At 61.4% G+C, this 13,185-nt stretch carries 11 protein-coding genes; 3 read left to right on the forward strand and 8 right to left on the reverse strand.

Going from position 1 to position 13,185, the window contains the following annotated elements; genetic code table 11:
- Positions 1–32: 32 nt before the first annotated feature.
- Positions 33–1,289: an ABC transporter substrate-binding protein gene (locus tag B3605_RS05925; RefSeq protein WP_112943408.1), complete on the reverse strand. Its 1,257-nt coding sequence runs from the start codon at positions 1,287–1,289 to the stop codon at positions 33–35.
- Between the two features lie 164 nt (positions 1,290–1,453).
- Between B3605_RS05925 and B3605_RS05930 the strand changes: the two genes are divergently transcribed.
- Complete coding sequence (locus B3605_RS05930; protein ID WP_112435335.1) at positions 1,454–2,251, forward strand: GntR family transcriptional regulator; 798 nt, start codon at positions 1,454–1,456, stop codon at positions 2,249–2,251.
- Between the two features lie 30 nt (positions 2,252–2,281).
- On the opposite strand, the gene B3605_RS05935 is transcribed toward B3605_RS05930, so the two are convergent.
- A complete protein-coding gene (locus B3605_RS05935; protein WP_289727895.1) occupies positions 2,282–3,610 on the reverse strand; it encodes a DUF882 domain-containing protein in 1,329 nt (442 codons plus the stop codon).
- A 325-nt stretch (positions 3,611–3,935) separates the two neighbouring features.
- Between B3605_RS05935 and B3605_RS05940 the strand changes: the two genes are divergently transcribed.
- The gene (locus B3605_RS05940; protein WP_296433285.1) at positions 3,936–4,334 is read left to right on the forward strand and encodes a hypothetical protein; all 399 of its coding nucleotides are present in this window, start codon (positions 3,936–3,938) and stop codon (positions 4,332–4,334) included.
- Between the two features lie 64 nt (positions 4,335–4,398).
- On the opposite strand, the gene B3605_RS05945 is transcribed toward B3605_RS05940, so the two are convergent.
- Entirely contained in the window at positions 4,399–5,700 is a 1,302-nt protein-coding gene (locus tag B3605_RS05945) for a hemolysin family protein (RefSeq protein ID WP_047504742.1), read from the reverse strand.
- Positions 5,701–5,950: 250 nt separating this feature from the next.
- Here B3605_RS05945 and B3605_RS05950 point away from each other — a divergent pair, with 250 nt between their 5' ends.
- Positions 5,951–6,871, forward strand: a complete 921-nt coding sequence (locus B3605_RS05950) for a GGDEF domain-containing protein (RefSeq protein WP_296433286.1) — start codon at positions 5,951–5,953, stop codon at positions 6,869–6,871.
- Positions 6,872–6,904: 33 nt separating this feature from the next.
- Here the strand turns inward: B3605_RS05950 and B3605_RS05955 are convergent, their stop codons facing one another.
- From B3605_RS05955 to B3605_RS05975, 5 genes are all read right to left on the reverse strand, one after another.
- Entirely contained in the window at positions 6,905–7,165 is a 261-nt protein-coding gene (locus B3605_RS05955; protein WP_047504739.1) for a hypothetical protein, read from the reverse strand.
- 103 nt (positions 7,166–7,268) lie between these two features.
- Positions 7,269–9,398 carry an HlyD family efflux transporter periplasmic adaptor subunit gene (locus B3605_RS05960; protein ID WP_296433287.1) on the reverse strand — a complete coding sequence of 710 codons (2,130 nt, stop codon included), beginning with the start codon at positions 9,396–9,398 and terminating at the stop codon, positions 7,269–7,271.
- Positions 9,395–10,777, reverse strand: a complete 1,383-nt coding sequence (locus B3605_RS05965; RefSeq protein WP_296433288.1) for an efflux RND transporter periplasmic adaptor subunit — start codon at positions 10,775–10,777, stop codon at positions 9,395–9,397. Before B3605_RS05965 ends, B3605_RS05960 begins: the two co-directional genes overlap by 4 nt.
- Before the next feature lie 10 nt (positions 10,778–10,787).
- A complete protein-coding gene (locus B3605_RS05970) occupies positions 10,788–11,549 on the reverse strand; it encodes an efflux RND transporter periplasmic adaptor subunit (protein WP_112943405.1) in 762 nt (253 codons plus the stop codon).
- A gap of 21 nt (positions 11,550–11,570) precedes the next feature.
- Positions 11,571–13,043 carry a TolC family protein gene (locus B3605_RS05975; RefSeq protein WP_296433289.1) on the reverse strand — a complete coding sequence of 491 codons (1,473 nt, stop codon included), beginning with the start codon at positions 13,041–13,043 and terminating at the stop codon, positions 11,571–11,573.
- Between the last annotated feature and the right edge of the window lie 142 nt (positions 13,044–13,185).

Genomic DNA, 13,185 nt, shown 5'->3' on the forward strand with positions numbered 1-13,185 from the left:
CGCCGGCCTGCCCCTGTACGTTCAGTCGAGGCTCAACGGCTTTCTTTGAGCTTTTCCAGTCGCCCGGCGAGCGAGGTCAGGCCGGACTTGATATCGCCACCACCAGACAGCATGTCGTGGACGGAGCGATAAAAGGCCTGCGACACGCGGTTGTAGCTGGTGCCGGTATAGCCCGAGGGCCGCACCGCGCTATCGGCGAAGGCTTGCTGGTTGTCCTTGAGGAAGGGGATCTTCGCCAGAACGTCGGGGTCGGTGTAGAGCGCCGGGATGGAGGGATTGACCGCATCCTGCAGCGCGCGCTTCTTCTGCATGTCGGGGCCGGTGATGAAGTTCACGAAATCTGCCGCAACGTCAGGCTTGGAGCTGTACTTGGAGACGCCATAATACATCGGGCCGAGGCATCCGCTCGACTTCTGGCCTTCCGTGCCGACGGGCAGCGGCATGACGCCGACCTTGTCGACAACGGCGCTGCCTTCCTTGTGCGACGTGCCCCAGACATAGGGCCAGTTGCGGTGGAACACAGCGTTGCCGGATTCGAAGACGGCGCGCGAAGCTTCCTCGTCGTAGTTCAGCGTACCCTCGGGGCTGATCGAGCCGATCCAGCCCTTTGCTTTTTCGATCGCTTCTGCAGCCTTCGGGTTGTCGATCGTCACCTTGCCGTCGTCGGAGATGATCGTGCCGCCGCCGTTCGATGCAACGAGCTCGATCGCGTCGCAGGTCAGGCCTTCATAGCTCTTGGCCTGCCAGGCGTAACCCCACATGTCGCCCTTGCCGTCGGCGCGCTCCTTGTCCTGGATTTCCTTGGCCGTGGCGGCCAGCTCATCCCAAGTCTTCGGCGGCTGCTTGCCGTATTTTTCGAGCAGATCCTTGCGGTAGAACATCAGCCCGACGTCCATGTAGGCAGGCATGGCGACCAGATTGCCGTCCAGCTTGGCGGCGTTAAGCGTAGAGGCGAAGTGCTTGTCCTGATCGGCCTGGGGGATGACGGTCTTCAGGTCGAGAAGGCCGTTCTTGAACATGCCAAGCCAGATGACGTCGAGGAACAGCACGTCGATATCGGTCGACTTCGCCGCGATCAGCTGCTGATAGATCGGAATGGCGTCATCGAGCAGCGCAGGCATCTTGTTGATCTTCGCTTCATTGCCCGTCTTCTCCTTCCAGGCATTGGCGACATTGGTGCACAGCTCGAATTCCGTCGGCGCGCAAAATACGGAAATCGTCTCAGCGTGGGCCGTTCCGCTCCAGAGGGCGGCGGAGAACGCGAGGGCGGCAAGGCTCTTCTTAAGCATGGTGGGTTCCCTTGATTGTGATAGTGCACGGCATCGTCGGGGCTCTTCTGGCTCCTTGCAATCAATAGGACTGGTTATGACCAGTTATGTCAATATGGACTTTCGAGAGAATTGCGTTGAAGATGACATTGGAAGAGGCGGCCAAAGCCCAGGGAAAATCGAATTTGAAGACGCTCGAAACCGAGGACACATTGATCGCAACACGCGGCGTCATCGATCGCGACGACCCGCGGCCGCTGCACAAGCAGGTGTACGAGGCACTGCTGGCGGCAATCAGCGACGGGCGTCTGCCGCTGCGCGGCAAGCTGCCCTCCGAGCGCGAACTCGTCGATCTCTATGATGTGAGCCGGATCACCATTCGCCACGCGGTGCGTGAACTCATCCAGCAGGGCGTGGTGCATAGCCAGCCCGGCAAAGGGCTCTATGTCACGGAACGCGGCGGCGGCTTCGAGCTGCAGGTGCTGAAGAGCTTCACCAGCATCGCGCTGGCCAATGGCCGTGCGCCGGGTCACCAGCTGATCGAGGCAAGCCTCGTGCGGGCCCCGCTCGAAGTCAGCAGACCACTCTTCCTCGCCCCCGGCGCCGAGGTCGTGGTGCTATCGCGCCTGCGCCTGCTCGACAATATTCCGGCGGTGATACAGACTGACTGGATTCCGGCCGGGCGCGTGCCGGGGCTGCTCGACCTCGATTGGGGTATCGCCAACCGCTCGCTATATGAAGAGCTGCGCCAGCGCTACGGCATATTTCCGAAACGTGGCCAAACGACACTGAGTGCCCGTCTGGCGGGCGAGGACGAGGCGCGCCTGCTGCAGCTGGCGCCGCCGGCGGCAGTGCTGACGGTCGACCAGATCGCCTTCGACGACCGCAACCGCCCGGTCAACATGACGGCGCTTGTGCACCATCCGGCCCGCTATCCGCTGACGCTGCTGCAATCGGAAACCGGCGATTTCACGCAATACTGAGTGGTGGTGGGAACCGCTGAAGGCTCGCCCCTAGCCGTCCAGGGCGAAGCGGTCCTCATCGAATTCCTCTTCGGCAAATTCGTCGGTGTCGCTGTCGATCGCAGGACCGACATCTTCGAGCGTCGTCAGGCGCATGCCTGATGGCCGCGGTGCGGTCATCTCGATCTTCATACCCGGTGGCTGCAAGGCCCAAGCGACCAGCGCCTTGCCGGACATGGCGCCGACGCCCGCCGATACGACCTGCGGTTCCCGAGGAGCGACCGCGGTCATATCAGAACGCTTTGCCGCCCCGCCGGCAAGCGAGCCGCCTGCGTGGAGGGCGAAGAGCAGCTGGCCAGCCGATCCCTTGCCGGTGACGGCGGTAGCGAGCAGGACGGGAGCGGCGGGCGTGGGAACGCTTGCCGTGGTGGTTTCATCCAGCGTCGGCCTGAAGGTCGGCAGTGGCACGGTGAGGGAGGCGAGGTCGGGAACCTTGCTATCTGTGTTGTCGGCGCGCGGCGTCGGCCGGGCAAGCTGAAGCTCGAGGCCGCGTTCGGCGCGTGTCTGCGGCACCGGCAGCATCGCGGTTACGAGAGCGCGGGAGGGTGCCGGAGCGCCTTCGTCGTCATCGCTTTCCGGCGTACGGATGGTCTCGATTGCCACAGGGCGGTTGCGCTTCTTCTGGTCGGCGAGCGCCAGCTCATAGCCGGGCAAGGCTCGGCCATCGGCCGGCAGATGTAGCGTGCGGCCGCTTGGGAAGAGCCGTGCCAATTCCAGCCGCGACATGCGCGGCCAGGCGCGAACATTGCCGACATCGAGATGCACGAAAGGCGAGCCGGAGGTTGGATAATAGCCGACGCCGCCCACCTGCATCTGCATGGCAAGGCCGCGCAAGGTGGCGAGCTTCACGCCGGGAATATAGAAGTCCATCGCCTTGCCAAGCATGTGCTGACTCTTCTTGGCGACACCTGTCACCCGCGAGCGGGTGCGCAGCATGTTGTTCGTGGCCGGAGAGCGGTAGGCGGATACGACGTGAATGGGTTCCTTGGCGCCGCTGCGCTGGTACACTTCCCAAACCAGATCGAGCAGGCGTGGATCCATCTTGGTCGGCTCGTTGCGGCGCCAGTCGCGCAGGAAGCGGTTGATCTGCGCCAGGCCCTTCGGATCGAACTTGCCGTTGCGCTTGAAGACGATGGTCGCCCGCTCTCCCGTGTGGGTGAAATAGAGTTTTAGCGCGCGGTCGTCGGCGGCCGCCTGCGTTGCGCCGGCCATGGCCGCGAATATGACCAGGGCGATCATCACCATTCGGTGCGCGGCAAGCGACACAGCCAGGGCCAGCATGGTCACGGGAACGGAAAAGACTGCATGGTACACGAACACGACTTCCGTCATTGTTGATGGGGTGCGAGAGCCGGATTCTTGTGATCGGCGAGGTCGCTTTGCAGTCGATTATGGTCAACAGATCCCTAACGTATCGTTTATGAGGAATGGATTATCGGGAGAGTTGGGCCGTGCGCGGCCTCGCTGCTTCGGCCTTCAGGGACCGGGCGCGGCGCGGAAGTTGGGGAAGGCGCGCGCAGCCGGGTGGCCGTTTGTCGAGCGTCCCGCAAAGCGACATTGCCGCAAGAAAAGCGCGCGGCGGTCACAATCCTGTCGCTTCGATCCTTATCTCTTGGGACATGATTCCAGAATGGAGGAGTGAGAATTGAATAATCTATACAAGATCTTGGCAATTTCTGCGGGAACGATGGCAACGATGGTGGCGCCGATTGCGGCGGCTCAGACGCCGGCCGCTGACCCGCTTGTCGGCCGGGCGTGGATCGAGACCAAATCGCAATCCGGTCTTCCCGGCGTGATGATGGTGTTCATGGCCGATGGCAGCCTGCTGATGGATTCCTGCTGGGAAACATATGCGCTACGCAAATGGAGCCGCAGCTCTCACGATACCGTTACCTGGGATGAGGATGGCGCCAAAATCACCGCGAAGGTGAAATCAGTGTCGCCGAGCCAGCTGACGCTCAGCGTGAAGGCCGGGAAAGATACAGTCGAGCACCGCTACAGCGTCGCCAAGGTGCCCTATGTCTGCCCTGACATGAAGCGCTGATAGCTATTGCGCCGCGAGCGGATATCCTGTCCGGGTACCGCTCGCGACATGTCTTCCGAAGTGATTACTCGACGTCGGCCGTTTGGCGCGTGTCCAGCGAACTGACCAGGATCTTGTCGATCCGTCGCCCGTCGAGGTCGATGACCTCGAAACGCCAGCCATCCTTGGTGAAGCTTTCGCCCAGCACCGGAAGGTGCTTCAGCTCTTCGAGAACGAGACCCGCGACGGTCTGGTATTCGAGATCGTCGCCAAGCTTCAGGCTCATGAATTCCGCGAACTCGTCGATCGGCGTCCAGCCGGAGACGAGATAGGAGCCGTCGTCGCGGCGCGCGATCGCCTGTTCGTCGATCGGGCCATCCTGCAGCGCGCCCATGATCGCTTCCATGATGTCGCCGGAAGAAATGACGCCTTCGAAGTGTCCGTACTCGTCGAAGACAAGCACCATGTGCACGGGCGACGTCCGGATCGCCTGGATGACGCTGATGGCGTTGGAGAGATCGGAGACGATCGGCACGTCCTGCGTGATCGCCTTCAGGTCGGCGGTGCCCTGAACGGACATGGCGTCGTAGAAATCCTTGACGGCCAGCACGCCCAACACTTCGTCCGAGCTGCCCTTTCTGACCGGCAGGCGCGAACGCTTGGTGTTGTGCAGCTGGGCGCGGATCTCCTCCAGGCTGTCGTCCACGTCGATGATCTCGACGTCGCGTCGCGGCGTCATCAGCGCGCGCGCCGTGCGGTCGGCAAGCCGCATCACGCCGGAAATCATGGCGGATTCTTCGCTCTCGATCACGCCTGCCGATTGCGCTTCTGCGAGAACCGTCTTGATCTCTTCGTCGGAGACATTGTCGCCGCCCTTGCCCGATTGACCGAGCAGCTTCAGCACGAGTTTGCCGGAAGCATCGAGCAGCCAGACGAGCGGCAGCGCCATCTTCGACAGGACAGCCATGGCGGGCGCAACCTTTGCGGCCACTGCTTCCGGTTCGCGCAACGCAATCTGCTTCGGCACCAATTCGCCGACAATCAACGACAGGTAGGTGATGGCGATGACCACGGTGCCGACGCCGACGGCATCGGCGACAGTCGGCGACATGCCCTGAAGCTGCAGCCAGGCTGTCAGGCGGCTACCGAGCGTGGCGCCCGAGAAGGCGCCGGAGAGAACGCCGACGAGCGTGATGCCGATCTGCACGGTCGACAGGAACCTGCCAGGGTTCTCGGCAAGTTTTATGGCTTGTGCGGCTCCTCTGCTTCCGTGATCGGCGAGAACTTTGAGGCGGGCGGGCCTGGAAGACACGACAGCCAATTCCGACATGGCGAGCACACCATTCAGGATGGTGAGCAAGACCACAATTCCAATTTCGAGAAACACAGGAGCCCTTGTTCGTTGACGATGATGACGCAAGATAGGTGTAATCACACCGGTTGCAAAGCGGCGGCTCCGATTTTATCGCGCGCGGAACCTGAGAATTCGCTGTCGTCATGTGTTTGGTAAATTAGCGTTTTAAGTCAGAAGAGCTTAACTTTCGTCTGTTACACAACCAGCCATACTTGTTGCGATCACGTGTATGGCCGACGAAGAGATACTTCCACCAGAGATCCTGACTTCGATATTGATGCGAATGTTCGAGTTCGCACCGATTGCCATGGCCGTGTCGACCAGCGACACCGAGACATCCAGCTATCTGAAGGTAAACGACGCCTATCTCAGGCTTACGGGCCTGAAATGGGAGGACATCAGCGGCAGAACGCTGATTTCGGAAGGGGCCGCGATCAGCAGCCCGGCGCGCGATCGGCGCCATCGCATGCTCGCCGAAGACGGCGGTTATGTGCTGGAGGAAGTCGATATCCGTCATGCCGACGGAACGATCCTGCCGACGCTGATCTCCGCGCAGCGCACCGTCATCGATGGCGTGTCCTTCGATGTCGAAGTCATCCTCGACGTCTCCGCGCGTGTTCGCCATCAGCACGAAATCGAGCTTGCGCTCCGCGCTTCGGCGCGCACCGATGCGCTGTCGGGCCTGCCCAATCGCGCCTGTTTCGACGAAGTTCTGGCCGAGCATCTCGACCGGCGCGACGAAACCGACAAGCTCCTGGCGTTGGCCTTCATCGATTTCAACGGCTTCAAGGCTGTGAACGACACGATGGGACACGCCGCCGGCGACGAGGTGCTGAGGATCATCGCCAGCCGCTTCCGCGACAGCTTCCGCGCCAACGATTTCATCGCGCGCATCGGCGGCGACGAGTTCGTCGTTCTTCTCGAGGTCGATTCCTCGCATCTGAACGACGTGGAACTCACGCTCAGGGATGCGGTCGATCGCATCTTCAAGCCGATTGCCGTCGAAGGTGTGGTTGTCGAACTGGGGGCCGCTATGGGCGTCACGCTCCTGCAGCCAGAGGATGACGCGGCTTCCTTCGTGAAGCGTGCGGATAATTACATGTATCTGGCAAAGCAGACAGGTGACCGGCTGGCCATGATCTGGCTGGGTAAGACAGACAGCCATCTGGTGAAGGCAAAAACCGCCACCGGTGCTACCGGCTGACAACCAACATCGTCGTGGCGTCTATTGGAAGCATCAGTATTCCGCCGGTGCCGGTAGCTGGTCGGCGTTTTCCTCAAGTTCGGCCTGCGCGGCCCTCAGCGTTTCTTGCTCGCTCGGAAATGGGCTGCTGTCGACGGCGGGCAGTTCACCGCGCATATCCGTAACGCGGTAGAACCAGCGTTCGTCCGCACCATTGATCGTCAGCCGAAAGCGTCCGTGGCTCGCAAAGGCGCGACCCGCGTTGTCGCGTTGCCACAGACCATGATGACTTGTTCTTCTCTTGAACAGGCGCATTTTCGCATCCTTTCAGTCGATTCCTCATCATCCAAAATACTATCCTTAGTAAGCTATTCAAGGGTGGTGTGCCGCCTATGGTTTCATAGTTGTTACGAAAACGTCAGGCGCCGGCCTCGCGGACCAGAACTTTTACAACCTGACGCCAGACACGGCCGGCAATACTTTCGCCTTTGCCGTTCAATACAACCACGCCTCTGACGGTCTCCGACAAAGCCTTGCCGGATACCTCGGCGGTGATCGCATACTGTGCCGAAACAGGGCTGAGGCGCAGCCGTTCATGGGCGTTCTGCGGGTGGACTGCGATCTCGCCATGATATTCGGATGTCAGCTGCGGAATGTCGATCTCGGAGGCGCCCGCCGAGGCGATTGAGGTGAGCTGCACGGGCAGTGACGACTGCGTGAGATCGTCAGGGATGAAGTGGCCGGTGGCGCCGACGTCGAGGCGGCCACGGTCGCCGCCGGACAAAAAGCCGCGCGCCGCCATGCCGGATGCGCCGGCGATGGTCGCGAGCTGGTCCTTCCGGCTGATCCAACGGCCGAGATGGACCTGCGGATCGATGTCGATCACGGTGCCATCGAACGGTGCGCGAACGATGAGCGATGCCTGCCGGCGCGCCAGGCCATCACGCTTGGCCTCGAGCGCGGCCAGTTGCGATTGGAGGATGCCGCGATCGACGAGGTTTTGCGGATCGGCCAGCACGCGCGCCAGGCGGTAGCGTGTCAGTTCGGCTTCGATCTCGGTGGTGCGAAGCTCCTGCTGAAGCTCGGGGCGGACGATTGAAAACAGCACGTCGTTCTTCTTCACGACATCGCCTCGCTTGATCCCGATCGCCTCGATCTTTCCGGGCTCCATCGGGAAAAGCCGCGTGAACTCGTTGGGATAAAGCGCCGCCGGGGCCGACACGCTCTTGAAGATCGGCAGCGAGAGCAATGCGATAATCGCAAGAAGGATCGCCAGCGAAAGATAGCTGCGTCTGCTCGTGACAATGTCATGGCGCATGGTCCACCACTCCCGGAGTTCGGACAGGATCGGCCGAAGGATGAAAAAGCCGATCTCGACGGCAAACAGCATCACGCCCACGATCTTGATTGTGAAGTGATAGACGAGGAGCGCGATGCCGAAATAGAGAAACAGCCGGTAGATCGTCGTGGCGATCGCATAGAGCGTCACGATCACGTCGAGCTTCGGACCGAAGCGATCGGGCCGTTCCTCGCCGGTGTTGAACAAGAGATGGCGGATCCGCCAACGTAGATGCCGAAAGGCGCGGGGCTGCAGGTTTTCGACACCGAGGAGATCGGCGAAGATGTAATAGCCGTCGAAGCGCATGAACGGATTGAGGTTGACGATCAGGCTGAGTACCCAGCCGGTCGCCGCAAGAACGAAGGCCGCGGATCGAAATGGGCCGTCGGGGAGAAACACCCATAGAAGCAGCGCGAAGACGGCGATATGCATCTCGGTCAGCACGCCGGCCGTATCGATCTTCAGCCGATCGAAGCGCGACTTCAGCCGCCACGCATCACTGACGTCGGTGTAGAGCAGCGGCACCAGCACCATGAAGGCGATACCCATGGTGGGAACGCGGCAGCCATGGCGATGCGCGACATAGGCGTGGCCCAATTCGTGCATCGATTTGATGAAGCCAACCGAGATCACAGAGACCACGATGCCCTCAAGCGTGAAAATATAGGGAAACGTCCCGGTGAACGCATCCCATTGGCGGGACACCAGATAGAGCCCGAGAATGGCTGCGCATATGGTGAAAGCATGGAAGGTCGGGCTGAAGAGCCCCGCAATGAAAGGCGCGGTCTTTCGGATGAAGCGGTCCGGCCTGACCAGCGGAATGCGGAAGAAGAGGTAATTGTGGATCAGCCGCATGAAGAGCGAATGGCGGCGTGTCGCGCTGGCATGAAGCGCGCGCCAGGTCGCGGAGGCTGGTTCGGTCACGAAGAAGCTCGCCTCCAGCATCCGCATCGCGGCATAGATCTCTTCCTGCTCGGGAAGCCGCCCGAACTGTGCTTGCACCGCCTGGATGAGACCGCGCAGCGAGCGGGCGAAATTCCAGAGCGTCAGCAGCTGGAACATCTCGAATGTGATGCGGAAGAAGCGATTGCGGACCGGATCGAGCACAATCCAGACCGGCTCGCCGGATAGGCTGGTACCGCCGCGCACGATCTGCAGATCCTCGCGCAAGGGCGGCAGCCGGAGATCGGGCGACGGTGATACGCTCATAGACCCAGCCGCTGCCTGATCGCGGCAATCGGCCGCCGGAACAGATAATAGGCCAGCGGCACCTTCTCGCCGAAGATCTGCGATGTTCCGCGAATGCCGAGACGCAGGCCGCGCTCCGGCACGGCGTCAAATCCGGCATAGATGCGATAGGCCAGAATGTTGCCTTCAATCATCTGCGGATCGAAGGATGAGGACAGCGTTTTCGCCGCGACCGGATGCAGCGGATCGGCATCCAGAAAGGCGCTGACGGCAGCGCCGTTCTCGACCGCGATGGCATCAGCCACCGGCACGTCGATGCGCAGTTGGACGCGCTTGGGGTCGGCAACTTCCATCACGCGCTCGCCGATCGATACCGGCCGACCGATCCAGTCGCGCTTGTCGGTGAAGATGACCACGCCGTCGGTCTCAGCCTTGACGTTGGTTCGCGCCAGCATGTCGGACGCGTAATCGCGCTTGGCCGAGGCGACACTCAACTCGCTTCGAGTGACCGCTAGATCGCGCCGCGCTTCCGGGTCGGCGATCGCGCGCTGGCTGATCTGCATCAGCTTCGCCTGCGCCACCTTCACGTCCTGTTCAGCGACGCGCAGCTCGTTTCGAAGGGCTGTGTCGGCAAGCCTGAAGAGAGGCTGTCCCTTGACGACGGTCGCGTTCGGATTGACGAGGATCTCCTCGATCGCACCATCGAGCGGTGCCGCGACGATCTCCGGCGCCACGGGAACCACCTCGCTCGGCGCCAGCACCGTCATGTGCACCGGGATGAACATCGCGGCGATGGCCAGCACAGCGGCGGTTCCGATCAGCGGCTTGATCGGCAGACTGTGCTTCAAGCGTCTTGGTCCGCTCAGCGCCCGCCACGCGTGGGAATAGGTCTCGGCCAGTCTTTCGGCCAGCAGTAGATCCGCCTCCGGCCATGGCGTCTCTCGCGCCAGCAGCATACCCGCGAAAATATGGCCGTCGCGCAGTTGAAACGGCACCCAGGCCATAAAGGGGAAGGGATAGCTATCCTGCTCGATCTCGCCGGGTGGGCAATAGGCGGGGAGGGTGAAGGCCTTGATCTTCGCCAGCCCTGCCTCGCGCGACAGCTGCCTGATCACGCCCTCCACGAAGCGGATGCGCGGCGCGTTTCGATCCACCGCGCCGATCGAGGACACCGTCTCGACCTTGAAGACGCCCTTGCATACCGACAGCACGAAGATCTGCCTGGCCTTGGTGAGCTTCATCGTCTCGTTGGCGATGAGGAAGCGCAGTTCGCCGACGCTGTCTGCACGGCGTGCGTCAGCTTCAATCCTGAGCAACAGTTCGTAGGCGTGCTGGGCGGCGGCCGCTGCCGGTGGCTGAAGCTTGATGGGATCGCTGGCTGGCTTTTCGACACCTTGCATCTGCGTATGCCTACTCACTCGGGATTTTGAACACTGTGGGGCCGCTCATCCCCGGCAGGACGCCGGTGGCCTGGCCGGAAAAACGCCCGGTCACCTTCACCGTCTGGCTGACCGGATCGACGGTCGCGCCGATGCGGATAATATCGACCGGCAGGGTCTTGGCCGTCTCGTCGACGCTTAACGAAAATTCTTCGCCTTCCCGCAGCCAGCGCAGCCAGAGCGAAGGCACCAGCACGTCGACCAGCAGGTCGTTGCTGGCGACGATATGCATGATCGGACGGCTCGGTTCCGGCGTTTCATGCGCGTGGGAGGGCATGGCGCCGATCCGGCCGTCAAAGGGTGCCCTTATCGTGCAGCGCCCAAGCTTGCTGCGATAAGCATCGGCCTCGCCTGCGGCTTGGTTGGCCTTGGCGCGCGATATGTCGACCTCGAATTTGCCGGCCGCATTCGAGCGCGCCAGCCGTTCGTCGTTGGCAACGGCGATCTGCGCGGCCGCCAGCGCCGCTTCGGCGGATTTGAGCTGGGCCTGGATATCTCCGCATTCGAAAGTGGCGAGGATGTCGCCCTTGTTGAAGCTTTCGCCTTCCTTGAAGGGCAGTGTGGCGATGGCAAAGCCGAGGTCGCTCGATATCGAGGCTTCATCGGCGGCGCGGACGATGCCGCGCAGCCCTTCCAGCGATGCCGTGGCATCCGCCGCATCATTGCCGGCGGCGTAAGTTGCGCCACCTGCCAAGAGCTGTATCATCAGAACGGATGCCGCTATGCGCTTCATCACGGTCTCCCATGCCGGCGGTTATTTGGCCGCAACGAGGTCTGTCTTCAATTCACCGCGCTCCAGCCACATATCACGCAACTCGCCAGCCATTTCCTTCACGGGTTGGGTGGTGCGCAGCGTCTGCGGGAACGGATCTATGCCCAGGGAAGCGTAGATGTTCGCATAGGCGTTCTGCAGGTCGGCATAGGCCATATCGAGCTTCGCATCGGCCAGCAGCGCGTTCATCTCCTCACGGATCAGCATCTGTTCGCTGGTCTTCTGCGCGTCCGTCTCGGTGCGCACCTGTGTGAGGATCCGGTGTGAGACATTCGAGAGAGCGGCTGCCGTCGAATAGGAGTGCTTCAGGTGGGCGTAACGGGCGCGGCTGATATGGACCTGCGTCATCACTGCCATCGCGACCGAAAGCGACCGCGTATCCAGCATCTGTTTTTCGGCCTCGATCTTCTTGTTGACCGCCGGCAGTGTCGCGAGCTTCATCAGATTGAAGCTGACCTTGGCGCCCCACGACACCCAGTCGTTGGTGGCGATATAGTCGTTGGAATCGTAGTTCGGACCGGCGTAGAGATTGATGCCGGGCAGCAGGTCGAGCAGCGCCGCATCCACTTCGCGCTCGTTGATCCGCAGCCGGTAGGAAATCTCGCGCATCTCCGGGCGGTTGGTCGCGGCGATATCGAACATTTCCTGCGAGGTGTAGCTGATCTTCAGCTGCGTATCGCGGCGCTTGGGAACCTCGAGCGTGAATTCGGTGCCGGGCTTCACGTTCATCAGCGCGGAAAGCTGCGTCTTGGCGACCAGCAGCTCGCCTTCCAGCAGCTCCACCTCTCGCTTGACCTCGATCAGTTCGCGCTCGTAAGTCAGTGCCACCAGCGGCGACGTTTCGCCGTTGGACGAAAGATTGCGGGTGTCCTTGAGCGCGCGGGCGACGCGGCCTTCCAGCGCGCGCATGCGGCCAACGAGACGCTGGTAGCTCACCGCGCGCCAATAGGCCGTGCGGACATCCTCGATCACCTTGTTGACCATCCGCCGCTTCATTTCGTCCTGAACCAGCACTTCGTCGGTCGCCTGCTTGGCGCGCACATAGGAGAGGCCGAAATCCAGGATGTTCCAGGAGGATGTTAGGTCGGCTGTAACAATACTATCATCGCGGGTAGAGGCCTCGGTCGGGTCAGCTTCGCTGCGGCCGGCATACCCTGCGCCGGCTACAATCTTAGGCAGTGCGGAATAGCTCACCAGATCCGCCTCCCGCAATTTTAGCGCTGCCTGCATAACCTCAACCTTCGTGTCAAGATTGTATTTGAGGGCTCTTGCCATGGCTTCGTACAAGTCCACCCTGTCGGAAATGGGCTCCTGATTGGCGGTGGCAAGGGCAAGTCTCTCCTTCCCGAAGCTGGCATGCGCTTCTGGGGGCAGTGGTTTCGGGGTAACAGTGCATCCTGTCGCAATCAGACTGACGGAAACCATTAGAAAGACTGGGAGTTTCATTCCATTCATTCCTCGAACCTGTTCCGTATACGACTAAGCCGCAGGTAGCTCGTGTCTACGGATATGCAATTGCGGGGCGTAAATTCGGCAATCAGAACGCGCTTTAGCAATACGAGACTGTCGTCTGAGTACGTTCAGTCTTTGCTAACAT

The organism is Rhizobium sp. UBA1881 (assembly GCF_002338015.1).
Taxonomy (GTDB): Bacteria; Pseudomonadota; Alphaproteobacteria; order Rhizobiales; family Rhizobiaceae; genus Rhizobium.

Coding starts and splice junctions, on each gene's coding strand:
- B3605_RS05975 (WP_296433289.1), bottom strand. CDS start 13,043: ATGAATGGAATGAAACTCCCAGTCTTTCTAATGGTTTCCGTCAGTCTG.
- B3605_RS05970 (WP_112943405.1), bottom strand. CDS start 11,549: ATGAAGCGCATAGCGGCATCCGTTCTGATGATACAGCTCTTGGCAGGT.
- B3605_RS05955 (WP_047504739.1), bottom strand. CDS start 7,165: ATGCGCCTGTTCAAGAGAAGAACAAGTCATCATGGTCTGTGGCAACGC.
- B3605_RS05925 (WP_112943408.1), bottom strand. CDS start 1,289: ATGCTTAAGAAGAGCCTTGCCGCCCTCGCGTTCTCCGCCGCCCTCTGG.
- B3605_RS05950 (WP_296433286.1), top strand. CDS start 5,951: ATGTTCGAGTTCGCACCGATTGCCATGGCCGTGTCGACCAGCGACACC.
- B3605_RS05965 (WP_296433288.1), bottom strand. CDS start 10,777: ATGCAAGGTGTCGAAAAGCCAGCCAGCGATCCCATCAAGCTTCAGCCA.
- B3605_RS05960 (WP_296433287.1), bottom strand. CDS start 9,398: ATGAGCGTATCACCGTCGCCCGATCTCCGGCTGCCGCCCTTGCGCGAG.